Raw genomic sequence first — 24579 nt, 5'->3', positions numbered from 1 at the left:
AGGAATAAAGAAGGCAGAGGAGGAAATGCAGATGAACCCGGTGGTGGTTAGAAATGTGAAAATCGGGGAAGGAATCCCGAAAATATGTGTGCCCATCGTGGGCATCACAAAGGAGGAGATCATTCAGGAGGCAAAGTCATTTGAAACGATCCCGGTGGATGTGGCGGAATGGCGCGCGGACTGGTTTGAAGATGTATTTGATATGGAAAAAGTGAGGGAAGTGCTGAAGGAACTCCGGGCAGCTCTAAAGGAAATTCCGCTGCTGTTTACATTTCGGACTTCCAGAGAAGGCGGGGAGAAGGCCATCGAACCGGAGGCTTACGCTGCGCTCAATAAGGCCGTGGCAGAAACCGGGTGTGCGGATCTGGTGGATGTGGAGGCATTTACCGGGGACAGGGTGGTCAGGGAGATCATCGAGGCCGTACATGGGTATGGTGTGAAGGTGGTGGGCTCCAACCATGATTTTCATAAGACGCCGTCTCAGGAGGAGATTGTGGGCCGGCTGCGGAAGATGCAGGAGCTTGGAGCGGATCTTCCAAAGATCGCGGTGATGCCGCAGAATAAACGGGACGTGCTGACCCTGCTTCTTGCGACAGAGGAAATGACCCGGAAGTATGCTGACCGTCCGATCATCACCATGTCCATGGCGGGAACCGGAGTGATCAGCCGGCTCTGCGGGGAAGTGTTCGGCTCTGCGCTGACTTTCGGCGCGGCGAAAAAGGCTTCCGCACCGGGGCAGATGGGGGTAAATGAACTGGAAACGGTGCTGCGGCTGCTGCATAGGAGCCTGTGAGTGAAAACGACAAACAATACGGTTCACAGTTCAGCCAGGCTTTAGCCAGTCCTGTGACTGGAATATCCAAGGGAACGAAAAATTGGTGTTTCTTCCTGCCTTCTGCCAAGATCGCCCTCTCACAAGCGAAAAATATTCTACAAATGCAGAAAAGTCCGAAAACTGGGTACACTATCAATGAGATGCAGCGGACTGTTCCGACCAGCAGCCTCCTGGACAGTCTACAACCAGCAACCATTATTTTGAGACAAGGAAGGTAGGACAAACAATGAATATTTTATTTTATGATACAAAAAGCTACGACAGGGATTCTTTCGAGGAAAAACGCTGCCAGTACCCGAATCTGAAAATTGATTATCTGAAATCGGAGCTGACCCCGGCCACCGCAAAATTGGCAAAGGGCTATGACGCGGTGTGCGCCTTCGTCAACTGTGATGTGGGGACGGAAACGGTGGAGCTGCTTCATCAGTGCCAGGTGCGGCTGATTCTGCTGCGTTCTGCGGGCTTCAACCATGTGGATATTGAAAAGGCAAGGGCTTTCGGCATCAAGGTCATGCGTGTACCCGGCTATTCCCCGGAGGCTGTGGCAGAGCATGCCATGGTGCTGGCATTGGCGGCAAACCGGCGGATTCACAAGGCATACGTGCGTGTCCGGGAAAATGATTTCAGCCTGGGGGGTATGCTGGGCTTTAATTTTTACAGGAAAACCGCAGGGATCGTGGGAACCGGGAAGATCGGGGCGGCCATGGCAAGGATCTGCAAAGGGTTCGGCATGGAGGTGCTTGCATATGACAAATACCAGAATCCGGAGTTGGATTTTGTCGAGTACGTATCCATGGACGAACTGCTTGCCAGGAGCGAACTGGTCTCCCTGCACTGTCCTCTGACGGACGACACGTATCACCTGATCAACCGGGAGACCATTCGGAAGATGAAGGACGGCGTGGTGCTGGTCAACACGTCCCGGGGCGGGCTGGTGAAGACCGAGGATCTGATCGAAGGCATCCGGGCAAGAAAATTTTTTGCCGTGGGGCTGGACGTGTATGAGGAAGAAAAGCGGAACGTGTATGAAGACCGTTCGGACGAGATCCTGGAAAGCTCTGTCACGGCCAGGCTCCTTTCCTTCCCAAACGTGCTGATCACCTCCCACCAGGGCTTTTTCACGGAGGAAGCGCTGGGAGCCATCAGCGAGACCACTTTGAAAAATGCAGTCGCCTTTGAAAAAGGAGAAACCACGGGAAATGAAGTAGAATAGATTTTTGTAATATCCCTCCAACCTCGTGCATACGATAAATTAGGGCCGCAAGTCAAAGGAAAACCTGTGATTTTAGGACATGCGCTGACAGCAGTATTCACTGCAAGACACGAAAGGGGGGATTTTTTTGTTTGAAGAGAAATCCATAGGGGAGGTAACCGAACATTTCCATACAGATCCGGAGCAGGGATTGTCCTGGGCGGAAGCGGTCACCAGGCTTTCTGCCGACGGGAGAAATGAGCTGGAAGGGGAGCCGAAAAAGAGCGTCCCGGAAACATTTCTGGAGCAGTTGAATGACCCATTGATCTGTGTGCTGCTGGTGGCGGCATTCGTATCCTTTCTATTAAAAGAATTTAGTGACACAATCATCATTGGAGTTGTCATCGTGCTCAATGCGGCGGTGGGGGTGATCCAGGAGGGAAAGGCCCAGAAAGCCCTTGATTCGCTGAAAAAGCTGACAAGCCCGGAAGCGCATGTCCGCCGGGGCGGAGAGATCCGCAGGATTGCCGCCGCAGAGCTGGCCCCCGGGGATGTGGTGCTGCTCGAAGCGGGAATGCAGGTCCCCGCCGACCTGCGGCTGATCAAAACCTGGAATCTGAAAATCGAGGAATCCGCGCTGACCGGGGAATCCCTTCCAGTTGAGAAGGATGCAGATTTTCAGTCGGATGGGGAACTGCAGATTGGGGAGCGGAAAAACGAAGCGTTTATGTCCACCATGGTGGCCGGCGGCCGGGGGGAAGGTATCGTGATCGCCCGGGGGATGCAGACGGAGATCGGAAAGATCGCTTCTATTATAAAAACGGTTCCGAAGGAATTTACTCCGCTCCAAAGAAAGCTTGCGGAGCTGGGGAAATTTTTAAGTATTGTGTCCGTTCTGCTCTGTGTGCTTTTGTTCGGTATTGCGGTGCTTCAGAAGCGCGATATCCTGGAAATGCTGATCACGGCGATTTCCCTTGCAGTGGCGGCGGTGCCGGAGGGTCTGCCTGCGGTAGTGACCATTGTGCTTGCCATGAGCGTGTCCCGGATGGTGAAGGTGAATACCATCGTGAGAAAACTGCCTTCCGTGGAGACTTTGGGAGCGGTCAACGTGGTCTGCTCCGATAAGACCGGCACACTGACCCAGAACAAAATGACTGTGACCCGGTGTTATACAAATGAACAAAGCATTTCCATTTCCACAAGTAATATCCGTGAACAGGCGGAGATTCCGGAACTTTTTTTACAGGGCTTCGCGCTGTGCAACGACGCAGTGCTGCCAGAGAGCGGAAGTACCCGCAGGCACAGTACGATGTCGAATGGCATATGCAGTGATTCGGCGGTGCCGGAAGGCGGCAAGGCAGTGGGAGACCCGACGGAAATTGCCCTTTTGTCCATGGCCTCCAAATGCGGAGTTCGGAAAACACAGGCCGAGACGCAGTATCCGCGTGTTGCGGAGCGGGCGTTTGACTCCGCCAGAAAGATGATGACCACGGTTCATCAGAATCTGCGGAAGCAGGGACATTACATAAAAGGCGGTACCAGTAGTACGGGACAGAGCCAGAATCGCAGCGCACAAGGAATTTCGGAAGCAGAACAGAGAGGAGGACAGAACCGGAGCGCATATGCACAAGGAAATTCGGAAACGGAACAGAGAGGAGGACAGAACCGGAGCGCATATGCACAAGGAAATTCGGAAACGGAACAGAGAGGAGGACAGAACCGGAGCGCATATGTACAGGGAAATTCGAATGGAGGACTGAAAGGAGGACTGAAAGGAGGACAGAGTCAGATTGCATTTACAAAAGGGGCCCCAGACGTGGTGCTGAAACGCTGTACGAAAGTATACCTCAATGGAAAGGTTCAGCCCCTCAATGACATGAAACGCCGGAAGATTCAGGCCGCCCTGGAGGAAATGTCTTCTCAGGCGCTGCGTGTCCTGGCGCTGGCCATGAAAGAAGGGGAGGGAGACCCGGAAGCACTTCTCAAAGAGCGGGATCTGGTATTCCTTGGGCTGGCAGGCATGAAAGATCCCATCCGCCCGGAAGCAAGGGAAGCGGTTGCAAAATTTGGAAAAGCTTCGGTGCGCACCATTATGATAACCGGAGACCATGCGGATACCGCATTTGCCATTGCGAAAGAGCTGGGGATCGCGAGGAAGCCGGACCAGTGCATGACCGGGGCGCAGATGGACAATCTGTCGGATCACAACCTGCGGGTGCGCTTAAAGGAGACCAACGTATTTGCCAGGGTTTCGCCGGAACATAAGGTGCGGATCGTGAAGCTTTTGAAGGAATGCGGCAACATCGTGGCCATGACCGGAGACGGGGTCAATGACGCGCCGTCGCTGCGCACCGCGGACATCGGCATTTCCATGGGATTGTCAGGAACAGACGTGGCAAAAAATGCTTCCGACATGATCTTGACGGATGACAACTTTGCCACCATTGAAAAGGCCATCGAAGAAGGGAGGAGTATTTTTCAAAATATCAAGAAAACCGTGCTGTTCCTGCTTTCCTCGAATTTCGGGGAGATTATCACCATGTTCACGGCGGTGCTGCTGGGGCTTGCCGCTCCGCTGAAAGCAAGCCATATCCTATGGATCAACCTGATCACGGATTCGCTGCCGGCCCTGGCTCTGGGGGTGGATGAAAATGATAAGGAGGCGTTGATGCGGGAGCCGCCCCGGAGCGCAAAGGAGGGCATGTTCGCAAACGGCGGCCTGGCCTGCACGATTTTTTACGGGCTGCTCATTGCCGCCATCAGCCTGACAGCATTTCTGAAAATCCCGTGGGAAGTGCTGGCAGAAGGGCAGAAAGAGTTTTGCCTGTCAAACATTGCGGGAGTATTGCAGGATGAGGCGGTGCTGGCACGGGCGCAGACCTACGCATTTACCGTGCTAGGCATGTCGCAGCTCTTCCACGCTCTGGGGATGCGGGACGTGCGGACCTCCGTATTTTCCGGAAAACGAACCTTCAATCCGGTGATGGCGGCGGCCTTTGTGCTGGGAATCCTGCTGCAGATGGCGGTCACCGAGATTCCTTATCTGGTGAACATGTTCGGAACCGCGCCGCTTGTCTGGCAGGAATGGGCGGTACTGCTGATCCTGGCGGCATTTCCGGTGCTGACACACGAGATTTTCGTGCTGACGGGGAATGGGGAAGAATAAGGAATTGTATGAAGCCTTTGGGCTGCTTGCTGCATTATGAAATGGGGCGGCAGGCAGTCTTGGGGCTTTTTTGTACTGTTCAATCGAATGTCTAACACGAGCGAAATACGTATGTTTTCAAAGCATTGACGGAAGGCTCACTGGTACACACTAGGGCGGAACTATTTGCATTTGCAAGACGAAAAAATAGAAGCGGATCATCCGAAAGGTATGCTGTCAGGAACATTAAAAGCATGGCTTGATTCGCTGCACTTCCCATGATAGAATAAGTATAAAAAGAGCCAAATGGGGATGGATAGAATCAGGGAGGTAATGCCATGATCCAGGGAACATTTATGGTGCCCCACCCGCCGCTGATCGTACCGGAGGTCGGCAGGGGAGAGGAGCAGAAGATTCAGGATACCATTGACGCATATCACGAAGTGGGACGCAGGATCGGCGGGCTTCAGCCGGAGACCATCGTCCTGCTCTCACCCCACCAGATCATGTATGCGGATTATTTTCACATTTCACCGGGAAATGGGGCGGTCGGGGATTTGGGCCAGTTCGGCGCCGGGCAGGTGCGGTTTGAGGTAGGCTATGACAGGGAATTTGTGGAAAATCTGTGCAAGCTGGCGGATGCCGGGGATCTGCCTGCGGGAACCGCCGGGGAGCGAGAAAGGCGGCTGGATCACGGAACCATGGTGCCCCTGTATTTTGTGAACCAATATTGGAAAGACTATCAACTGGTTCGGGTTGGGCTTTCAGGACTTCCGCTTACGGACCATTACGAGCTGGGCAGGCGAATCCGGGAGACGGCGGAGGTGTTGGGCCGGAGGATCGTGATCATTGCCAGCGGCGACTTGTCCCACAGACTGAAAGCGGATGGCCCTTACGGATACCAGAAGGAGGGCCCGGAGTACGACAGGCGCATTATGCAGGTCATGGAAAGCGGCGATTTCGGGGAACTGCTGGAATTTTCCAAGGACTTCTGCGAAAAGGCCGGAGAGTGCGGGCACCGTTCCTTTACAGTCATGGCTGGGGCGCTGGACCGGATGGAAGTGGAAACCCAGCGTCTTTCCTATGAAGGGCCTTTTGGCGTGGGCTACGGCATCTGCACCTATACGGTTAAGAGCCTGGATATGAAGCGGAATTTCAAAGAACAGTATGAGGAAAAGGAGAAAAACCGGATCATGGAGCTAAGGCGGCAGGAGGACGAGTATGTGCAGCTTGCGAGGAAAACCGTGGAGGAATATGTCCGCACGGGAAAGAAGATCCGGATACCGGAGGGGCTTTCCGGGGAAATGCTGGAGCGCCGGGCAGGTGTATTTGTTTCCATTAAAAAGGAAGGCAGGCTGCGGGGCTGCATCGGCACGATCCAGGCAGTGTATCCCTCCATTGCGCAGGAAATCATAGAAAACGGAGTCAGCGCGGCCACCCGGGACCCGCGTTTTTCACCCATAGAGCCGGAGGAACTGGACAAGCTGACCATCACCGTGGACGTGCTGGGAGATACGGAAAAAATCGATTCACCGGACAAGCTGGATGTCAGGCGGTACGGCGTGGTGGTGACGAAAGGTTTCAAAAGGGGGCTGCTGCTTCCCAATCTGGAAGGCGTGGATACGGTGGAGGAGCAGATTGCCATCGCGAAGCAGAAGGCCGGAATCGGAGAGCAGGAACAGGCGGAACTGGAGCGGTTTGAAGTGGTACGGCATTACTAGTGGAGATTTGAAACAGCGGCTGCGCTGCAGGGTATGGCCTGCTGTTTTGAACTATGATAGATGCAGGCAGTAATTGAAAACAGCAGGAGGACACTATGAAAGAAACTTGCCGGGTATGTATACATCACTGCAGTCTGGAACCAGGACAGACGGGACTGTGCAGGGCGAGAAAAAACGAAAACGGGCGGATCATCTGCGGAAATTACGGCCAGGTGACGTCTCTGGCATTAGACCCCATTGAGAAGAAGCCACTGAATATGTACCGGCCGGGCAGTCTGGTTCTGTCTGTGGGGAGCTATGGCTGCAATCTGCGCTGTTCTTTTTGCCAAAACCATGAGATTTCTATGGCAGGGACGGGGGATGCAGGGACGGTATACATTTCTCCGGAGGATTTGGCAGAAAAGGCCCGGGAATACAGAGTCATCGGAAATATCGGTGCGGCATTCACTTACAATGAGCCGCTGGTCGGCTGGGAATATGTGCGCGACTCGGCCCGGCTCATAAAGGAAACGGGCATGGACAATGTGATGGTCACCAACGGCACGGCGTCCCTGGAGGTGCTGGAGGAACTTCTTCCTTATATCGACGCCATGAACATTGACCTGAAAGCGTTTCGGGAGGAAACTTACCGGAAGCTGGGCGGGGATTTGGAGGCGGTAAAGGCATTTATCACCCGGGCGGCAGCAGGCTGCCATGTGGAGCTGACCACGCTGGTTGTGCCGGGGATGAACGACGGGACGGAGGAAATGGAGGAAGAGGCGCGGTGGATCGCATCTCTGAGAAAAGACATTCCGCTTCATGTGACCCGTTTTTTCCCGCGGTACCATATGACCGACCGGGAGGCAACGGAGGTGGAGCGGGTGCATCGTCTTGCGGACGCGGCCGGGAAATATCTGGAGCATGTGTTTGTAGGAAACTGCTGACGGCGGTCCTAAGTGACAGCGACGCTTGTTTAGGACGGACTGGATGCCGCCCCATCACTGAATCGTACGGATGTCGTGCAGCAAGTGCACAACCGTGTGAACAGTAACCGGGAAGCTATCCAAAAGGAACATAGGAGTGGACAAGTTATGATAAAAGTAATAGCAAGCGACATGGACGGTACGCTGCTGGGCGGCGACCACCGGCTGGCGCCCAGAACGGCCAGGGCCATCCGCAGCGCGTGTGACGCGGGAATCCGTTTTATAGTGGCAACAGGCCGGGATCTCAACGGAGCTTTGCAGGAGCTGGACGGCATGGGGCTGGTCTGCGATTATATTGTGGGAAGCGGCGCGGAGGTGCGCGACCCGCAGCAGAAGATCGTCAGCAGGCTGCAGATGGACACTGGGATATGCGGAGAGATTTACGATGTATTGAAAAACTATCCGGTTTCCGTCATTTTTATGACAGGAGAATGCGACTACAGCATCGGCACCCCGGAAAAGCTGGAAGAAGACCTGCGGCAAAACCTCCAGGTATTCTTTTCGGACCTGTCCATGGAGGAGATCCTGGAAACAGAGATGTACCGGAACATGAAGAAAAATACCCGCCTGATCCGGGATTTTCAGGAATTAAAAGACAGAGAAATCTCGGTGTATAAGATCTTTGTTTTTTGCTGTGATACAGAGGTGCTCCGGGAGATTGAACAGAAGCTGCAGAAGGACGAAAGGCTGGCTGTGGCGTCCTCCTATGTCAACAACCTGGAGATTACCGATGCCCGCGCCCAGAAAGGGCCGGTGCTGAAAAACTATATCGAATCTCTGGGGTATACTATGGAAGAAGTCATGGCCTTCGGAGACAGTATGAATGACTACTCCATGCTGTCCATGGATTTCGGCGCCACCGTTGCCATGGGCAATTCCGAACCGGAGATCATAAAAGCAGCAAAGTATATGACGAAGTCCAACGAAGAGGACGGCGTGGCGTATGCGATTGAGGAAATGCTGAGACGAAGGAAGGGATAGTAGTACATTGGGGAAAAAACAGTTTGATCCGGCCGGGCAAGCAGCGGATTCAGGGGTGCGGCCGCAGGACGATAGAAAGCGGCAGCTCTGACCGGTATCCGGATTTGGCACAGCGGCATTATATGTCTGTGCCCCCAAAAATCCTTTCCGGTCAGAATGGCTTCTTCTTGTCCCACTTCTCTATTTTGCAGGTGTGCTTTTTATTTTTTGCATCATAACAGATTCCAACTAACAGAATATCCCCGCCATAATCCCGAAATATCTGCGGATAATCATTCTTTTTAATCTGACTTATAGCCCCGGCATCCGTTTTATTCCATTTCAATTCAATGAGAAGGACGGGCAGGGAGGAACCTTTTTTGGGAATATAGGCTACATCGGCATACCCGATTCCGGATGCCAGTTCTTCTGCCTTCATATATTCATCCATACAACTGATATAAGCAAAACGTATGGTGCTCCTCAGGGCCTGCTCATTGTTGTAGAAAACAGGAGCCGTCCCCATGCTGTGTACTTCCTCAATTGCGGCGGCAACGGCTTCACCATCCATATTCAGCGTCTGTGCCAGAAGAACGTCGGAGTTCCGAATCAGTTTCGCGATCTCCTGATGCCTGCCAGATGTCACGGCACGGACAAATTCCTGCCGGACTTCCTCATTTGGAATAAATACGCATTTCATATCCGCATCATACGCCAGATAGCCCAGATGCACCAGCAGGGTAAGGACGTCATCCTTCTGCTTTATCGTGGTCATGTCATTCTGGAAGGTTCCGGTATCAATTTTGATATGTGCTCCTCCCAGCATCTGGACAATGGTCTCCTTCAAACCATCCTCATCCAGGTCAATATAGATTTTCAGGGATTCATAGGTTTCGGTCTGGGTCCAGTAATTTCCGATCCGGTTTCTTGCCAGCGCGTCCATGACCGATTTCGGGCTGTAAATGTGCGTGCTGCCGCCAAGAATATAACCATCATACCACTCCTGTACCGCAGAAAAGCTAAGTGCTGAGCCTTCGCATAATACACGGACTTCAGCTTCTGTAAATCCGGCAAATTCCTCCAGGGGTTCAGGCTGAAGCATGGTATATTCTCTGAAATCTGTCATGGCTGACTGCGTACCGTATTTTTTGATCGGTAAAATGCCGGTCATGTAGGCCGCTTCGATCATCTTGTCCGTCTGGCCGCTGCTCTTGAAAAGCCCGCGCAGAAGCTGGATGTACTGTTCCTGCAGTGTAAGATCATTTTGGGCTTCCCGGAATAGTGCGTCCCATTCATCAATAATAATGATAAATCGGTTTCCGGTGGATTCGCTGACCGCCGCAAGGGTTTCCGGAAGCGTGCCTTCCTGCTTTACATCGGGATACAGACTCCGAAGCTCATCCACCACTTTCGTCTGCAGATTTGTTACTGTATTTCGGATATCGCTGGTAATGGAAATAAACCAGGTAATATCGAGGTAAATGACATCGTGCTGATTCAGGTGCTTTTTATAGGAACTATCCTTTGCAATTTTCAGGTTCGCGAACAATGCATCTGAATCACAGCTTTTATCATAATAAGCGCACAGCATCTGGGCGGCATAGGATTTTCCAAAACGTCGCGGCCTGCTGACACAGGTCAGCTTCCGCTTGGTTCCCAGTGTGCGGTTGATAAATGCGATCAATTCGGTTTTGTCTACATAGGTATCCCGGACCGCCGCGACGAAGCCCGTATTACCGGTATTTATATAATTTCCCATCGGGTGCCCCCTTTTTTTCGAACCCCAAAACGTTTGTAAACATTTTAACATGGCTGTCAGCGCAGGGCAAGCAGCATTTTCGCGATCCATTTCATAATCCGATTCCACCGATAAGACAGCCAAAGGCACTGCAAATACCAACCATTTGCAGTGCCTTTCCCTGTTTTACTCCACTCGTCTACTCGACCTCTTTTACCTCCACCCATTCACGTTTCTCTGCGGATTCCAGTATCGCGTCCGAGATCAGTTCAATGGCATATCCGTCCCGGAAATTGGGGGATGCCTCGGTGCCGTCCTGGAGGGCGCGGAAGAAATCATAACATTCGATGATCTTTGTCTCCGTGTATCCGATGCCCAGCGCCGGGATCGGCCATAATCCGTCGCCGTAGGGATGGTTGGGGCCTGTGTACACCGTCCGGAAGCCCCGGCGGTTCGACGCATCGTCTGCAAAACAAACCTGAAGCTCGTCACGCCGCTCGTAATTGAAATAAATAGAGCCTTTGGTGCCGTGGATTTCGAAGGTGATGTAATTATTCCGTCCCCATGCGTTTCGGGTAGCTTCGATGCTTCCAAAAGCGCCGTTTTCGCATTCGATCATAAACATGCACTGGTCGTCCACATCCACCGCTTTTTTCGGGGTGTCCTGATCCACGCGCAGATTGCCGAGGCTGTCCGTCATACCGGACTGCAGCGGACGCTCTTTGATATAGGTTGCGGTTCTGGCATTCACCCGCTTAAAGTCCCCGACCAGGAAACGCAGCATATCCACCACATGGGTTCCGATGTCGCCAAGCGCGCCGCTTCCGCAGATGCTCTTCTGGAAACGCCAGGAAAGCGGGGAATCCGGATGGGCGGACCAATCCTGCAGATAGGTGCCGCGGAAATCCAGAATGTCGCCGATGGCGCCCTCGTCGATATACTTTTTCGCAAGCTGTACGGCAGGCGTTTTGCGGTAATTGAAGGCAACCATGGTCTTCACGCCGTTTTCCCGGGCAGCCCGGTACATCTCCCCTGCCTGTTCAGGCGTCAGCGCAAGAGGCTTTTCACAGAGAATGTGCTTTCCTGCTTTCGCAGCGGCAACAGCAATTTCCGCGTGCACATTATTGGGTGTGCAGATGTCTACAACCTCAATTTCCGGATCATTGATAATGTCGTGCCAGTCCGTGGAATAGGCTTCAAATGCCAGCTTTTCTTTCGCGTCCCTTGCAATGTCTTCGTTCATATCTACGATCATTTTCTTTACCGGGATTGCCGGAGCAGGCCAGAAAAACATGGGCATACCCGCGTATGCGATGGAATGCGCCTTTGCCATAAAGCCTGCGCCGATCAGTCCGATATGGATTTTCTTTGGGTTCATATGATTTTCTCCTTTCAAATTCATTTCTATGGGGCATTGAATCCCGATTTTAGATTACAAATTGCCTTATATACCGATAGGAAAGCCGGAGCGCATCCAGTACTCTTTCTTGGGAATCCTCAAAAGCCTTGTCTTCGATTTCAATACAGCTATAGCCGTTGTAACCGATGTCTGTCAGGGCGGAGACGTATTTTCCCCAGTCCACATCCCCCAGGCCGGGAAGCTTAGGAAAGGATAAACAGCATATGTACAAGATCATGTTTGTAGACGACGATCCTCTGATTCTGCGGAGGCTTCACCAGATTCTGGACTGGCAGTCAATGGACTTTGCAGTCCTTCCGGACGCGTGCGACGGCATTTCTGCCCTGGCCTTGCTGAAATCGGCGGTTCCGGACATCATCATCTGTGATATCAACATGCCCAACATGGATGGGCTGGAGCTTGCCGCCATCCTAAAGGAACATTATCCGGATGTCCAGTGCATCCTGCTGACCGTCAATGACAGCTTCGGCTGTGCCCAGCAGGCTCTGAACATCGGCGTGACCCATTATTTGCTCAAGCCCATCGAGCCGGAATCACTGCGGGAACTGATTCGGAAAATTTTGTCCCGGCTGGACTCGTCCCGGGAAAAGGAAAACTACATCAGCTCCCTGTATTCCAAGGCATTGCTCAACGAGCGGATGATCCGGGACAAATTCCTGAACTGGCTGGTTTCCGGCCGTCAGACGCTGGACGAGCAGCAGCTGAAGGAAAAATTCGAATTTTACCAGATTCCCTTACACGGAGAGGAATTTCAAATCATTGCTGTCCACATCGAATCCCTGGATTTCCCGGTTTCCATGGAGAAAAATATGGACGACCTGCTGCAGACCGCCATCAAATCCATTGAGGACACGCTCAGCGATTACCCCAACTGCGTGGTGTTCACCGATTCCTTTTACCAATGCAATATCCTGATGGGATATGAAAAAAATTCCGGCAGCCCGGGGCCGGGTACCCCGCTGATCTGCAGGCTGCTGCGGGACAATCTGCTGTTTGACCTGAACCTTTCCGCCGCCGTTTTTTATAGCTGCCGGTATAAGGGGCTGTCCAACATTTACCGCTGCTATTATGAGACAAAATTTTTGTCCCGGTACAACCAGTCGGTTCTGGACAAGGGCATCATTTCCTTTGCGGAATATATGAAAAATGCTTTCGACATGGAGATGGATCTGGACTCCATACGCTCCGCCACCTTCCGCCTGCTCCGTTCCGACGACTTAAGGGGCCTGGACGCCCATGTGCAGGATACGCTGGAACCGCCCTTTGCCCGGCATTCCTTTGACACCTTCAACATGCTGCGGATTGATTTTGTGATGACCGGCCTGATGTTCCTCCGGGAAAATAAACTGGCCCTGCAGGATATATTTGACCGGCATTATACGCCCCTGTCCGAAGTAATGGAGCTGAATGAGCCGGAGGGCTGCGCCGCATTCCTGGAGCATTATTTTCATCGGATTCTGGAACACATCCGGGGCAGCAAGGTGTCCCCGTCCCGCCGGATCACAGAAAAATGCATGGAGCTCATCAAGCAGAACCTGTCCTCCCCCGAGCTTTCCGTAAAGTGGCTCAGCTCCCAGCTCTACATGAACGAAAACTACCTGAGCCGCATGTTCCGCCGGGAGATGAACCTGCCTCTGGTGAAGTTCATGATGCAGAAGAAGATGGAGGCCGCGAAGAAATATCTGGATGACGGGTACACCAACCTGCAGGAGGTCGCCCGCCTGACCGGGTTCGCTGATCCGCTGTATTTCAGCAAGTGTTTTAAAAAGGAGTATGGGGTGGCGCCGTCGAAGTATATCAGGGTGTAGAGATGGATGGTGGCTGTAAAAAAGGCTTCAGGCCGTTGGAGTGTAACCGCATAGTCAGAAATGATTCCATTTTAAATAAATCTGCATGTGTACCAGTATCGACCAATGTCAGTGTTAAGATATCATCTTCTATCAAATAGATTCACAGTCAGTCTGGCTGGATATGGCATTCCCGAAATCCGGCCAGCTTCCCCTTCAGGGCATGATCTTTATACTTTTTTTCAAGAGGAAGTCCCAGGAGCAGCGTGTCTACGACGGATTCCAGAAGAGAGATGTCCAGACCACGTTTTTTCGCTGTCTTCAGACTTTTTTTAAAACTTTCCAGACAGAATTAATTCGTATTTCATAGATCCAATTCCTCTAATGCCTCAGAAAAACTGCCGTATCGTTTGGTATCAGGATCTCGGCTTATACATTTTGCTTCTTGCATAGCTTCTATAACCTCAGGCTTATACTCTGGATACTTCACATCAAACGGTATCCCTCCGCGTAAGATGATCTGTTTTAAAAATATATTCACTGCGTCAGACAATGTCAATTAGGTGTTCACAGCAACGGCATCCAGCCCATTGGAACGCCAGTCATGCTATACAATGACATTGCGTCAACTGTGGGAGAACCTGTATCCTCCGTCTTTAAGTGTAAAAGGACGGTATGCGAATCAACGAAACAGCGCTGCTGCAGCGGCTGCTGCCACGAGAGGGATCAGCCAGCTCAAAGGTCTTGGCACCTGAAGCGTATGCGCCGTCAGCATTGCAAAATAACCGCCGATCACAAATTGCCCCGGCCCTCCGATATTAAATACGCCGGTCTTAAATCCGACTGCGACACCTAAACCAACCATCAGAAGCGGTGTTGCATAATAAAAGACATCTCCGATTCCGCGGTTTCCTCCGATAAAGCCGCCGGAGAGGATCGCACGGAAAACATTTCCGGCCTGTGCAGGATTGGAAAAAAGCAGGATCAGATACCCGGCCAGAAGCCCTAATGCGATACAGATTATGGTCGGGGCCAATGCGATTGCACATTTTTTCAGAATATTTTTACATTCACAGCATTGCCTCCATTCTTTTGGCTCCGGACATATACAGTCCCAATTCTTCTGCCGTCGTTTCAGACGGAGTAAACTCACCGACGATTTCTCCTTCATATATGAACAGTGTGCGGTCGCTGATCTTGAATACTTCATCCAGTTCAAATGAGATCAAAAGCACGCCTTAAAATTAATAAATCCATGTTTGGAAAACGGTTCGTTCCGGTATTTTTTCAGCAGCAGATTCTGCTCCATAGTGTACCCCAGAACAAGCCCGTATTTATGCCTGTCTTCCGGGATGCAGGTCAACCCGTGGGTGTTTCGGAACTGGATAGATATTTTGGTAACGTCAATCCCCTGTATTTTGACCGCGCCTTCATCCGGCTGCACCAGGCCGGTAAGCGCCTCGACCAGTTCATTCGGGCCGTTGCCGTCAATTCCGGCAATGCAGAGGATCTCGCCGCGCCGGAGCGAAAAAGTAATATTATTCAGAAGCTTTTTCTTGTGGTCTTTGGATAAAAGCGTCAATCCGGATACTTCCATAGCCGACTCTTTCTGAACCGTAGACTTTCTTGTATAGTCCGTGTCCAGCTTTCTGCCGACCATCAGTTCCGCCATTTCCTCAGCGGATGTGTCTTTCACGGATACGGCGCGGATAATGGTATCCACATCATAAAACTGGAACAGCTCATAGGAATAAATTCCGATGCTCGGCATTCCCATTTCCGTCCGGGCGGCGGAGATTTCAGCGGAGGGTGTCAGCATCTACAAGCATGATCCGAAGGGGAAAGTGGCGTCAGCTTACGATTCTCTGACAAAGGAGGTGCTTGCAGATGGGCAGTAACGGAAAAAGGAACTCTGATAGAAGATGATATTTTTCTGATAGTACTAAGGCCCGATGGAGCCTTCCCACGTTTGAAATATAGATTTATACACTTCGGATTCATTAGTTCATTTATAAGAAGCTGCTTCTTAATCAAGATTACCCCATAGATTTCAGAAAATGTAAAAATGATAGGTTATTCATCGCTTACGACAGAACGGGCATGATTGCCGATATAAAGAATATAATCCCCTACATACAGGACAGCGACATGGTGGAGCTTGCCGGACAGGTCTTGGGGAAACTGGAAGCTATGAGCGATGTGGAATTTGCAGAGGTGGCATTGGGTTACTGTTCACACGGTGTCGTGCACTTGCTGCACGGCATTGGAAGCGGCGGAGTGATTAACGCAAATCTTTTATAGCATTATTCGACGTAACGTGCTACAATTCTTTTAGTCAGATTAGAGCAGGTAAGGATAGTCTGCGGTTGTCCTTTCTGGAAACGGAAAGGAGGTCGGTATGAATACGTTAGAAGTGCTTACGTTAGTGCTGGTGATTTTTGCAGCTTTGACATACATAGACAATAAACACAACCGCAAGTAACGGAAAAGGCTATCTTCTACTGCAATAGAGGATAGCCTTGTAATCTGTTTGATTTTTAAACTGATTATTGTTTCCGATTGAACAACCGTCGGACACGCCATATCCTCCGGCTTCTAAGATGATTATAAACCAACACTGCGAATTTTGCAAGAGGGTTTAGGAAATGGGGGTGCTTCGGCACTCCTATTTTTCTGTGCGGTCAGCGCCTGATATTCCGATTTCAGCTTGTTGATGTTCAAGCCTTTTAAGGAAATGCCCGCCTGTTCCAGCATACGCCTTGCGCCGCCATATAGGATAATCTGACTCTCATACTTGCGGACGGTCTGTTTTGCTTCTTTTCCGGTGGCGGAAGCGGCAGAGATTTTTTGTTCCAGGTCTGTTCAGTTGTTTTGGATAGAATTATCCATGCGTTATATTGTAGCAAATCTGCGGGAGAAGGTTAAGGACTGGCAGAGAAAAAGCGGAAAGAAAAACAAAGAGGGTTAGGGATACTTCCCTATGGAAATTTCATCATACGGACGGTAGGGAAGTATGGGGAATTTCGCCTATGTGTCCGTACATAGGCAGTGCTTGCTATTCTTGTCTTTCGCCACTCCCGGAGGGTGTGTCGGTGTCTATATGGTTTTGGAAGAGACTTCTAAAGATGAAGTGATTTGCAATTGTTTTTATATGATTCAGATGCTAACATATCAATATAGCTGTGGAAAAAGATTGAGCAGAAAATATGGTGAGGGAATTTAGGAGAGTATTTTGGGAAACTTGCCATACTTTGTCAGGTTACTTAGTCTATAATTATAATATAAGGAGGGATGTGAGTGTCAGAAAGCAGGTTGTTTAAAATTTTGTATTACTTATTAGATAAGGGAACAGTAACAGCTCCTGAACTGGCAAAGAAATTTGAAGTATCAGTAAGGACAATTTATCGTGATATTGATATGTTAAGCGGTGCAGGTATACCCGTTTATACAACGACAGGTCATGGGGGCGGAATCCATTTGCTTGATAATTTTGTTTTGAAGAAATCTCTATTATCAGAACAGGAAATGCAGGATATTTTAATCGGTGTACAGAGCTTGTCTGCTGTTCAATATCCAGATACAGATGGAGTAATGTCAAAATTGAAGGCAACATTCCAGATAGCGGAATCTGACTGGATAGAAATTGATTTTTCACGATGGGGTAGTATTGTTGAAAAAGAAAAACAATATTTTGAAATGTTGAAACGTTCAATTTTAGGCAGACAGGAAATTCAGTTCCTGTATTATAATTCATTGGGAGAAGGCAGCCAGAGAAGGTGTCAGCCTTTAAAGCTGGTATACAAGGATAAAGCGTGGTATCTGTATGCGTATTGTTTAAAAAGAAATGATTATCGCCTGTTTCGTATTTCACGGATTAAAGAACTTCTGGTGACAGATCAATACTTTAAAAGCCATTCAGAAATGAAGGAGTCAGTATTTTCTTTGATGGAAGAAATGGGAAAGCCTATAACAATAGAATTGAGTTTTCCGAAGGAGGTTAGCTATCGGGTATACGATACATTTGAGGATGATGTAATAAAGTGGAATGGGCAGGAGATTAGGGTAAATGTCACTTTGCCGGAAACAGAATGGCTATATAGTTTTATTATGTCCTTTGGTAATCAGATATCAATATTGTATCCAGTATCATTAAAGGAAAAGATAATAGAAAGATATAAAATTGCATTAAAACATTTCGAGGAGGATACAAGATGAATGTAAGAGAAGAATTACAAAAGTTAAACGTAGAGGGAGAAAAATTTCAATTTAATCATGTAGAAGTAAATCCGAAAATGATACAGGCAGTTATGATAAATGAGATTGTGCCTGCAGATCCGGAAGATGATTTTTATGGGGGAACAGAAGCTGCTTATTTGTCAACAACGATTCCATTGTTTCAAAAAGCTGGGATACAGGTAAAAACCATTCAGAATATTTTGGATAGAGGAATTTATATTACAAATGCTGTAAAAATGCCAAAAACAGAATATACAGTGGCGAAGGAAAGCATAGAAAAAAGTTTGCCATATCTGGAGCGGGAACTGGCACTGTTTCCTAATGTAAAAGTTATCATGCTGATGGGAGATGTGGCAAAAAAGGCTTTTAATATGATTAGCAAGAAAGAAACAAGAAAAAATGCGGTTCCGAGCATTTCTACCTACAAATTACGGAGCAGTGAGATCTTTTATAAGGGTATCCGTATCATACCGTCCTATATCATGACAGGGCAGAATTTGTTGATTGAAAAATCTAAATTTGAAATGGCTGCTGAGGATATTGCTTCAATGTACAATTTGATAATGAAATAATTTCCAAGTCTGACACAAGATGTCAGGCTTGTTATTATATAATGCCCTGTGTGAGGTGGTCGATATGATTAATAAAGTATTTTCAAAAAATTTTATCTTTTTTTTGGCAGGGCAGACATTATCCATGTTTGGAGCTAATATTATCAAATTTGCTATATCATTATACATATTGGAGGTAACTGCTTCCGCAGCTATATTTGGATGGATAACGGCTGCAAGTTATATTCCACCAATTATATTATCTCCCTTCGGTGGTATTTTAGCGGACAGAAAAAACAAAAAGAATCTTATGGTTGCTCTTGATGGTATTTATGGAATGATTACTTTGTTGATGGGAATTGCATTTCAAAGGCGGGAGGAATTTGGAATTGTAGCAGGACTTCTAATACTGTTATCTATAGTATCGGCTTTCGAGGCACCAGTTGTTCAATCTAGTGTACCATTGATTCAAACCAATGAGAATCTTACAAAGGCAAATGCAATAGTGAATCAAATAACTTCATTATCAGGGCTTTTAGCACCATTTTTGGCAGGGATTTTTTATAGCATATTTGGAAAAGAATATTTTCATTATATCATGTTCCTGTGTACGGTATGTTTTTTATTAGCTGCCAGTGTTGAATTGCACTTAACTATACCATTACAGATTCAACATTGTTATGATAGTATGGTAGATGTTTTTAAATATGCTTTTAAGGATACTTTAAGGTTGATTTTGAAAGAAAAGCAACATATAGGGGCAGTTATGCTGTTAAATGCATTTTTCATGTTCTTGATTCAGCCTTTTTTGTCCATAGGAGTCCCATATATTATAAGTGTGAAATTGGAACTTGATTCTGTTTGGAACGGAGGTGTGCAGGTGTTTCTTGGAATATTGGGTATAGCTGGGGGATTTGTAGCGACAGCTATTACAGGAAAATTTCAAATTAAGAATATATATAAATTATTTATTGGTATGGGCTTGGCAATGATTCCAGTTTCACTAATGATTTTAAAACATAATTCTGCTAAGAAAACTTATTTTATATTAAGTCTATCAGCAGGAGCGATTATTTTTCTGGCGAGTATAGCAGGAACATATATTGTTTCAGGAATTCAAAAAGTCAGTCCACAGAATATGCTGGGGCGGGTAATGGCAATTTTTGCGACTATTAATAATTGTGCCCTTCCCATTGGTGTGTGGTTGTATGGGATTATCTATGAAAAATTTGATAAACAGTTATTTTGGGTTCTGATCATTACTGCCGTTTTCATTATATTTGGAAGTATAAAGGGAAAGAAGATTTATTGGATTCTGCAACAAGAATATAATTAAGTAAAAATATGCGCATGTTTGTTGAAAAATATGATCTGTTTTCAATTTTTCCCACGTCATTAAAAGAATTTCTGGAATTGAGAAAATATGAAAAAAATGAGTTCATATTTTTTCAGGGCTATTTTTTAAATGGCTTTTACTATCATTTGGAAGGGACTGTAAAAATTCTGCATATGCTGGCGGATGGAAATGAAAGTATTCTGCGTTTTTCAAGTGAGCCGCGGATTTACGGCGGCGCAGAAAAAAACCGAGCTGCAGCGTACATCTTATCCTTGAAAAGCAAAAATGAAACTCTTCGGGAATTAAAGGAAGTTCCTCTTTTTCTCGGAATCGGCCACAGGCATTTTCTGAGGTTATTAAGCGGGTTTGTGGATATGGGCGTACTGAAAAAAATGAAGAAGGATTTTCTCTCTTTTTTGCCACTGCTGCTTCTTTATTTATCTGTGACATAAAACGGATGTGTATTCCCAGCATTCGCTTTGCCCTGTCGGAAACAATGATTTTGTATTTCGTGCTCTCTGTCATACGCTACACCTCTGCAATCACATTATCAAGGTAAGCGTCCAGCTCATCAAGTGTACAACCGCCTCTGCCTGCAATTCTATCTTCCTCTACCGCTAAAAGTTCCTCACGGAGCTTTAACATTTTCTCCCTGCGGTTATCAGTTTCAATATCCATATCGACTAAATTTCCCCCGCCGTTCTTGGTAAGGAAAATCGGCGCTGCAGTCTTTCTGCACAGATCGGCAATCTCGTTGTAGTTTTGGCGGATTGCTGCGGATGGACGAATATTCATAACAAAACCTCCTGATTTATTAGATAGCAAAATTTTATTCATATTGTATCCATTTCATACAATGAAGTCAATGTACAAAGAAAATATGTGTGTAAGAAACACGGTTGTTAAAGTGAGGAATAAGGAGTATACTGATAACGAAAATGATTCAATCTGTGCAGATGCGTCAGCAGACGTAAAATTGCGTCAGCACAGCTTTTTGTACGGTTCCTGTGTCCGCGGAGACTACAGGAAAGATTCAGACGCGGATACTGCGCAGCTTACAGGATACGGCTGCACAGAAGTAAAAATAGGATGACGGCCTGGATGTAATTGCAGCATGGAAAAGAGGTTAACCACACAAATGCAGAAAAATTTACTCATAATCGCCACCGGCGGAACCATCGCTTCCAACAAGACAAAGAAGGGGCTCTCCCCGACTTCCACCGGAGACGATCTGATCTCTCAGATCGCAGGTCTGCCGGAGGACTGCAGGCTTCATGTCCTGCAGCTCATGAACATTGACAGCACCAACATGAAGCCTGACGGATGGATGGCGATTCAAAAGGCGATTGCGGAAAATTATGATACATATGACGGTTTTGTCGTGCTCCACGGCACAGATACCCTGGATTATACAGCGGCGGCCCTGTCCTATCTGATTCAGAACAGCCCGAAGCCGATCGTGATCACCGGCTCGCAAAAGCCCATGTCCCACCCTTATACGGACGCGAAGATCAACCTTTATCAAAGTATTTTGTATGCCCTGGACAGCGGGTCTTGTGATGTCAGCGTCGTGTTCGGCGGCAGGGTCATAGCCGGCACAAGAAGCCGCAAGCAGAAAACCCGGAGCTTTGACGGGTTCACCAGTATGAACTTTCCGCTTCTGGCGCGGTTTCAGGACGAGGAGATCATCCGTGTATTTCCTGCGGATAAGCCTTTCGGGCCAGTTCGCTTCTACGATCATCTGGAAGGAAATATTTTATCCATAAAACTGATTCCAGGCATGACGCCGGACTTTTTCCGGCTGCTCAAGGAGCAGTACCAGGGCATCATTCTGGAAGCATACGGGCTGGGAGGGATTCCCAATTTTGACCGTTCCTACGAGGAGGCGATCTTCGACTGGATTCATTCCGGAAAGATCCTGGTCATCACTACGCAGGTTCCGGAGGAAGGATGCGATTTCAGCGTATACGAGGTGGGTCACATCTACCACAACCACCCGCTGATCCTGGAAGCTGGCAACATGACGCTGGAGGCCATCAGCGCGAAGCTGATGTGGGCTCTGGGGCAGACGAAGGAGCTGGAAAAGATCAGGGAATTGTTTTATCGGAGGATTAACTTTGACTGCTGAAAAGAATTATTGACAAATTATCACAAAAATTCTAAGATATTTATATCCGTAAACGGTTTTGGATTTAGAAAACAGAAAGGTTTATAAAGTAAGTTGCGGTTTGATGTGACGTACGACAGGAAAGATTATGTATAATGAAGAAAAAACAGGCGTCTTAATGGTGAGCAGAGCCATGGCAATACTGAATTATTTGTCAGGTAAAGATAAAGCAGTGGGGATTTCTGAAATTGCGAAGGATATGGGGCTGCCGAAAGCAACTGTATTTCGAATTTTAAATTCACTGGAAGAATGGGATGCGGTGGAATGCGGGGATGGAAGCGGATACCGTCTGGGATGCTTTCTGATTAAGCTGGGAAAAAGCGCAGGCAAAGACGCGCACTTGATTGATGTATGCAAACCGCATATGGAGCAGATTGCAAAAGAGGTAGGGGAAAATCTGAATTTGGCGATAGAATATGAAAATGCAATGCTCTCAATCTATTCAACCAACATTGCAAGCCTTGTGCTGTCGCCAAAGAGTATTCCGATCTCACCCTTGTACTGCTCTTCGATTGGAAAGGCGGCGCTTGCATATCTGGGAGAAGAACGTTTTAAAGCCTATTTTAAGCGGCAGGACTTGCGGAAACGTACCCCGAATACGCTGACAACCCAGGTAGAACTGGAAGCGGAATGCGAAAAGATAAGGAAAACAGGAGTTGCTTTTGACGACCAGGAGTATGAAGAAGGGTTGTATTGTATCTCAGTGCCGATCCTGAACGCTGAGGGCGGACTGGTGGCCTGCATGGGAGCATCCGGCGGATACTCGAGGATGGTTGCAAAAAAGGACAAGATAATAGAACTTCTGAAAAAGGCCAAAGATTATATAGAGGTTTATACAGAAAGCATGGATGGATTTGCGCTGTAAAAAGCAGATCACATTTCCAAAACGAGATGACGTAGTTTGAGCGTTGTCTCTTTTTTTGTGAAAAAATGAGAAGCCTGGTTGACATTTTAATTACCGTAGTTTATAATTACTTTATAAAAATAGAAACGGCGTTTCAATAAAACAAAATATTGTTTCAAAAAAGGAGGCAACTATGAACTCGAAGCTTAGAAAGTACTTAACGATTGCGGCGCTTGGACTAGCCGGGGGATCAATCTATTTTCTGCCCTATATCAAGTTCGTTTTTTACGATGCACAGATAGCGAGTATGGGCATTACAAATGTGCAGTCCGGTATTTTGATGACCATGTATACCGTAGTGAATATGATACTGTACATACCGGGCGGGATTCTGGCAGACAAGCTTTCCGCGAAAAAATCATTGATTATTTCACTGGTGGCAACGTCGCTGCTGGCATATCTTTATGCGTTTACGATGAAGAATTTTGTTTTGTCCATGATTATTTATCTGGGGTTATCCCTTTCTACAGCCTTTGTTTTCTGGTCATCTTTGATGAAAGCTATCAGACTGGTCGGAACAGAGGAAGAGCAGGGTTTCCTTTACGGCGTATATTATGCCTGTAACGGACTTACAAACTCGCTGACAAATGCATTTGCCTTAAAATTTTTCAACACTGCGGGAGGAAATCTGGAAACCGGATTTTTCCGGGCAGTTGTCTCAGGCGGTTCGGTTGCAGTACTTGCTGCAGTCATGCTTGCGGTTTTAATGAAGGATGGGAAGGGCGCAGAAGACACGTCTTCAGCCCAGAGTGACGACGATAAGTTTAAATTTGCTGACGTAGGAAAAGTTTTGAAGAATCCGGTTGTATGGATTGCATCCTTTGTCATTTTCTGCGGAGACGGGATATATACCAGCGTTTCCTATTTTAACCCATATTTGACTGAGGTAATCGGAATCACACCGTCAGACTCCAGTTTTATATCGGTTATCCGTATGGGGCTTTTACTGCTTGCACCGGTCGGGGGACTTCTGGCAGACAAGGTATTTAAGTCCACCTGCAAATGGCTTACAACAGCATTTGCGATTGTAGCGCTTTTGTTCGTAAGCGTTATGCTGCTGCCTTCAACCCTGAATCCTGCAGTGGCAAGTGTATACACATTAATTCCCAGTGCAGTGGCAATGATGCTGTATGGAGTCATATTCTCCGTTATGAGCGAGGCCGGAATCCCGCGCGCTTTGACTGGAACGGCAATTGGCATCGCTTCAATTATCGGATATGCCCCGGATTCTCTGTATTCCCTGATTTTTGGAGGTATGTTGGATAAATTCGGCGGACAGGGTTATAACTATATTTTTACTTTTCTGATTATAAGCTGTGTTATCGGCGGTGTTCTGGCACAGGCAGTAAGGCGTTTAGGCTTACGGGGAGCAGAAAAGAAGGAAGCATAGCAGTGAGGTTGAACAATGGCAGACAAAATCAAAAAAATATACACAGATACCGCGAGATGTAAAGGATGCGGCTACTGCGTCCATGCATGCCCGAAGCAGGCAGTGCAGGTGTCGCAGCATGTAAATGAGAGCGGATATAATGTGATTCAGGTAGAGCAAAGCAAGTGCATCGCATGTGGGATCTGCTACATGGTGTGCCCGGATTATGTTTTTGAGATATCGTAGTGGAGGAAGT

26 protein-coding genes and 2 pseudogenes are annotated in these 24579 nt (G+C 48.1%); 18 read left to right on the top strand and 10 right to left on the bottom strand.

Features of this window, described 5'->3' with window-relative positions:
* Positions 1 to 31: 31 nt before the first annotated feature.
* From aroD to EBB54_RS21075, 7 genes are all read left to right on the top strand, one after another.
* Positions 32 to 793: a type I 3-dehydroquinate dehydratase gene (aroD, locus tag EBB54_RS21105; RefSeq protein ID WP_125130945.1), complete on the top strand. Its 762-nt coding sequence runs from the start codon at positions 32 to 34 to the stop codon at positions 791 to 793.
* Positions 790 to 1053 carry a hypothetical protein gene (locus EBB54_RS21100; RefSeq protein WP_125128857.1) on the top strand — a complete coding sequence of 88 codons (264 nt, stop codon included), beginning with the start codon at positions 790 to 792 and terminating at the stop codon, positions 1051 to 1053. Before aroD ends, EBB54_RS21100 begins: the two co-directional genes overlap by 4 nt.
* Before the next feature lie 8 nt (positions 1054 to 1061).
* Positions 1062 to 2048 carry a 2-hydroxyacid dehydrogenase gene (locus EBB54_RS21095; RefSeq protein ID WP_125128856.1) on the top strand — a complete coding sequence of 329 codons (987 nt, stop codon included), beginning with the start codon at positions 1062 to 1064 and terminating at the stop codon, positions 2046 to 2048.
* Positions 2049 to 2175: 127 nt separating this feature from the next.
* Positions 2176 to 5193, top strand: coding sequence for a cation-translocating P-type ATPase (locus EBB54_RS21090; RefSeq protein ID WP_125128855.1), 3018 nt, complete (start codon positions 2176 to 2178; stop codon positions 5191 to 5193).
* 317 nt (positions 5194 to 5510) lie between these two features.
* Positions 5511 to 6893: an AmmeMemoRadiSam system protein A gene (amrA, locus tag EBB54_RS21085; RefSeq protein WP_125128854.1), complete on the top strand. Its 1383-nt coding sequence runs from the start codon at positions 5511 to 5513 to the stop codon at positions 6891 to 6893.
* A gap of 95 nt (positions 6894 to 6988) precedes the next feature.
* Positions 6989 to 7816, top strand: coding sequence for an AmmeMemoRadiSam system radical SAM enzyme (gene amrS, locus EBB54_RS21080; RefSeq protein ID WP_125128853.1), 828 nt, complete (start codon positions 6989 to 6991; stop codon positions 7814 to 7816).
* A 147-nt stretch (positions 7817 to 7963) separates the two neighbouring features.
* The gene (locus tag EBB54_RS21075; RefSeq protein WP_125128852.1) at positions 7964 to 8836 is read left to right on the top strand and encodes a Cof-type HAD-IIB family hydrolase; all 873 of its coding nucleotides are present in this window, start codon (positions 7964 to 7966) and stop codon (positions 8834 to 8836) included.
* Between the two features lie 151 nt (positions 8837 to 8987).
* Here the strand turns inward: EBB54_RS21075 and EBB54_RS21070 are convergent, their stop codons facing one another.
* The 3 genes and pseudogenes from EBB54_RS21070 to EBB54_RS21060 all read right to left on the bottom strand — a co-directional run.
* Positions 8988 to 10574 carry an AAA family ATPase gene (locus tag EBB54_RS21070; RefSeq protein WP_125128851.1) on the bottom strand — a complete coding sequence of 529 codons (1587 nt, stop codon included), beginning with the start codon at positions 10572 to 10574 and terminating at the stop codon, positions 8988 to 8990.
* 178 nt (positions 10575 to 10752) lie between these two features.
* Positions 10753 to 11931: a levoglucosan dehydrogenase gene (locus EBB54_RS21065; protein WP_125128850.1), complete on the bottom strand. Its 1179-nt coding sequence runs from the start codon at positions 11929 to 11931 to the stop codon at positions 10753 to 10755.
* 49 nt (positions 11932 to 11980) lie between these two features.
* Positions 11981 to 12160: pseudogene (locus EBB54_RS21060) on the bottom strand (sugar phosphate isomerase/epimerase); the annotation flags it as partial.
* Positions 12161 to 12176: 16 nt separating this feature from the next.
* Between EBB54_RS21060 and EBB54_RS21055 the strand changes: the two are divergent.
* Positions 12177 to 13781 (top strand): response regulator, encoded by a 1605-nt coding sequence (locus tag EBB54_RS21055; RefSeq protein ID WP_125128849.1) that lies wholly within the window; start codon positions 12177 to 12179, stop codon positions 13779 to 13781.
* A 148-nt stretch (positions 13782 to 13929) separates the two neighbouring features.
* Here the strand turns inward: EBB54_RS21055 and EBB54_RS32545 are convergent, their stop codons facing one another.
* From EBB54_RS32545 to EBB54_RS31345, 5 genes are all read right to left on the bottom strand, one after another.
* On the bottom strand, positions 13930 to 14046 hold the full coding sequence (locus tag EBB54_RS32545) for a type II toxin-antitoxin system mRNA interferase toxin, RelE/StbE family (protein ID WP_408640806.1): 117 nt from the start codon (positions 14044 to 14046) through the stop codon (positions 13930 to 13932).
* 78 nt (positions 14047 to 14124) lie between these two features.
* Positions 14125 to 14313, bottom strand: coding sequence for a type II toxin-antitoxin system RelB/DinJ family antitoxin (locus EBB54_RS32305; RefSeq protein WP_257904036.1), 189 nt, complete (start codon positions 14311 to 14313; stop codon positions 14125 to 14127).
* 129 nt (positions 14314 to 14442) lie between these two features.
* Positions 14443 to 14796: an ABC transporter permease subunit gene (locus EBB54_RS21040; protein ID WP_243127756.1), complete on the bottom strand. Its 354-nt coding sequence runs from the start codon at positions 14794 to 14796 to the stop codon at positions 14443 to 14445.
* Between the two features lie 34 nt (positions 14797 to 14830).
* The gene (locus EBB54_RS31350; RefSeq protein WP_243127755.1) at positions 14831 to 14989 is read right to left on the bottom strand and encodes a hypothetical protein; all 159 of its coding nucleotides are present in this window, start codon (positions 14987 to 14989) and stop codon (positions 14831 to 14833) included.
* Complete coding sequence (locus tag EBB54_RS31345; RefSeq protein WP_243127895.1) at positions 14986 to 15357, bottom strand: ATP-binding cassette domain-containing protein; 372 nt, start codon at positions 15355 to 15357, stop codon at positions 14986 to 14988. The genes EBB54_RS31350 and EBB54_RS31345 overlap by 4 nt, the downstream gene beginning before the upstream one ends.
* Before the next feature lie 172 nt (positions 15358 to 15529).
* Here EBB54_RS31345 and EBB54_RS21030 point away from each other — a divergent pair.
* Positions 15530 to 15658, top strand: a pseudogene (locus tag EBB54_RS21030) (ParA family protein); the annotation flags it as partial.
* A gap of 109 nt (positions 15659 to 15767) precedes the next feature.
* Positions 15768 to 16061, top strand: a complete 294-nt coding sequence (locus EBB54_RS32540) for a transposon-transfer assisting family protein (RefSeq protein ID WP_330554702.1) — start codon at positions 15768 to 15770, stop codon at positions 16059 to 16061.
* A 303-nt stretch (positions 16062 to 16364) separates the two neighbouring features.
* On the opposite strand, the gene EBB54_RS31335 is transcribed toward EBB54_RS32540, so the two are convergent.
* A complete protein-coding gene (locus EBB54_RS31335; protein ID WP_243127754.1) occupies positions 16365 to 16514 on the bottom strand; it encodes a hypothetical protein in 150 nt (49 codons plus the stop codon).
* A gap of 543 nt (positions 16515 to 17057) precedes the next feature.
* Between EBB54_RS31335 and EBB54_RS21015 the strand changes: the two genes are divergently transcribed.
* From EBB54_RS21015 to EBB54_RS32535, 4 genes are all read left to right on the top strand, one after another.
* Positions 17058 to 17975, top strand: coding sequence for a helix-turn-helix transcriptional regulator (locus EBB54_RS21015; protein WP_125128846.1), 918 nt, complete (start codon positions 17058 to 17060; stop codon positions 17973 to 17975).
* Positions 17972 to 18568 (top strand): uracil-DNA glycosylase family protein, encoded by a 597-nt coding sequence (locus EBB54_RS21010; RefSeq protein ID WP_125128845.1) that lies wholly within the window; start codon positions 17972 to 17974, stop codon positions 18566 to 18568. The genes EBB54_RS21015 and EBB54_RS21010 overlap by 4 nt, the downstream gene beginning before the upstream one ends.
* Positions 18569 to 18632: 64 nt before the next feature.
* Entirely contained in the window at positions 18633 to 19883 is a 1251-nt protein-coding gene (locus EBB54_RS21005) for an MFS transporter (protein ID WP_125128844.1), read from the top strand.
* An 8-nt stretch (positions 19884 to 19891) separates the two neighbouring features.
* The gene (locus tag EBB54_RS32535; RefSeq protein WP_162307242.1) at positions 19892 to 20335 is read left to right on the top strand and encodes a cyclic nucleotide-binding domain-containing protein; all 444 of its coding nucleotides are present in this window, start codon (positions 19892 to 19894) and stop codon (positions 20333 to 20335) included.
* Between the two features lie 76 nt (positions 20336 to 20411).
* Here EBB54_RS32535 and EBB54_RS20995 read toward each other — a convergent pair whose 3' ends face one another.
* Positions 20412 to 20678 (bottom strand): type II toxin-antitoxin system Phd/YefM family antitoxin, encoded by a 267-nt coding sequence (locus tag EBB54_RS20995; RefSeq protein WP_125128843.1) that lies wholly within the window; start codon positions 20676 to 20678, stop codon positions 20412 to 20414.
* 343 nt (positions 20679 to 21021) lie between these two features.
* On the opposite strand from EBB54_RS20995, the gene EBB54_RS20990 reads away from it, so the two are divergent.
* The 4 genes from EBB54_RS20990 to EBB54_RS20975 all read left to right on the top strand — a co-directional run bounded on the left by EBB54_RS20990 (position 21022) and on the right by EBB54_RS20975 (position 24569).
* The gene (locus EBB54_RS20990) at positions 21022 to 22011 is read left to right on the top strand and encodes an asparaginase (protein WP_125128842.1); all 990 of its coding nucleotides are present in this window, start codon (positions 21022 to 21024) and stop codon (positions 22009 to 22011) included.
* Between the two features lie 127 nt (positions 22012 to 22138).
* Complete coding sequence (locus EBB54_RS20985) at positions 22139 to 22915, top strand: IclR family transcriptional regulator (protein WP_125128841.1); 777 nt, start codon at positions 22139 to 22141, stop codon at positions 22913 to 22915.
* 172 nt (positions 22916 to 23087) lie between these two features.
* Positions 23088 to 24344 carry an MFS transporter gene (locus EBB54_RS20980; RefSeq protein WP_170178102.1) on the top strand — a complete coding sequence of 419 codons (1257 nt, stop codon included), beginning with the start codon at positions 23088 to 23090 and terminating at the stop codon, positions 24342 to 24344.
* A gap of 15 nt (positions 24345 to 24359) precedes the next feature.
* Positions 24360 to 24569, top strand: coding sequence for a 4Fe-4S binding protein (locus tag EBB54_RS20975; RefSeq protein WP_125128839.1), 210 nt, complete (start codon positions 24360 to 24362; stop codon positions 24567 to 24569).
* Positions 24570 to 24579 lie beyond the last annotated feature (10 nt).

Source organism: Schaedlerella arabinosiphila (assembly GCF_003885045.1).
Classification (GTDB): Bacteria; Bacillota; Clostridia; order Lachnospirales; family Lachnospiraceae; genus Schaedlerella; species Schaedlerella arabinosiphila.
Note: the sequence above shows the minus strand (reverse complement) of the source record. Positions and strands in the feature narration are given on the sequence as shown.

Bases quoted from the DNA above. Each gene is read 5' to 3' on its own strand.
- EBB54_RS32535 (WP_162307242.1), top strand. From the start codon at position 19,892: ATGCGCATGTTTGTTGAAAAATATGATCTGTTTTCAATTTTTCCCACG.
- EBB54_RS20975 (WP_125128839.1), top strand. From the start codon at position 24,360: ATGGCAGACAAAATCAAAAAAATATACACAGATACCGCGAGATGTAAA.
- amrS (WP_125128853.1), top strand. From the start codon at position 6,989: ATGAAAGAAACTTGCCGGGTATGTATACATCACTGCAGTCTGGAACCA.
- EBB54_RS21065 (WP_125128850.1), bottom strand. From the start codon at position 11,931: ATGAACCCAAAGAAAATCCATATCGGACTGATCGGCGCAGGCTTTATG.
- EBB54_RS21070 (WP_125128851.1), bottom strand. From the start codon at position 10,574: ATGGGAAATTATATAAATACCGGTAATACGGGCTTCGTCGCGGCGGTC.
- EBB54_RS20985 (WP_125128841.1), top strand. From the start codon at position 22,139: ATGTATAATGAAGAAAAAACAGGCGTCTTAATGGTGAGCAGAGCCATG.
- EBB54_RS21010 (WP_125128845.1), top strand. From the start codon at position 17,972: ATGAATGTAAGAGAAGAATTACAAAAGTTAAACGTAGAGGGAGAAAAA.
- EBB54_RS21075 (WP_125128852.1), top strand. From the start codon at position 7,964: ATGATAAAAGTAATAGCAAGCGACATGGACGGTACGCTGCTGGGCGGC.
- EBB54_RS20980 (WP_170178102.1), top strand. From the start codon at position 23,088: ATGAACTCGAAGCTTAGAAAGTACTTAACGATTGCGGCGCTTGGACTA.
- EBB54_RS21055 (WP_125128849.1), top strand. From the start codon at position 12,177: ATGTACAAGATCATGTTTGTAGACGACGATCCTCTGATTCTGCGGAGG.
- amrA (WP_125128854.1), top strand. From the start codon at position 5,511: ATGATCCAGGGAACATTTATGGTGCCCCACCCGCCGCTGATCGTACCG.
- EBB54_RS20990 (WP_125128842.1), top strand. From the start codon at position 21,022: ATGCAGAAAAATTTACTCATAATCGCCACCGGCGGAACCATCGCTTCC.
- EBB54_RS31345 (WP_243127895.1), bottom strand. From the start codon at position 15,357: ATGGAAGTATCCGGATTGACGCTTTTATCCAAAGACCACAAGAAAAAG.
- EBB54_RS21095 (WP_125128856.1), top strand. From the start codon at position 1,062: ATGAATATTTTATTTTATGATACAAAAAGCTACGACAGGGATTCTTTC.
- EBB54_RS31335 (WP_243127754.1), bottom strand. From the start codon at position 16,514: ATGCTGGAACAGGCGGGCATTTCCTTAAAAGGCTTGAACATCAACAAG.
- aroD (WP_125130945.1), top strand. From the start codon at position 32: ATGAACCCGGTGGTGGTTAGAAATGTGAAAATCGGGGAAGGAATCCCG.
- EBB54_RS20995 (WP_125128843.1), bottom strand. From the start codon at position 20,678: ATGAATATTCGTCCATCCGCAGCAATCCGCCAAAACTACAACGAGATT.
- EBB54_RS21005 (WP_125128844.1), top strand. From the start codon at position 18,633: ATGATTAATAAAGTATTTTCAAAAAATTTTATCTTTTTTTTGGCAGGG.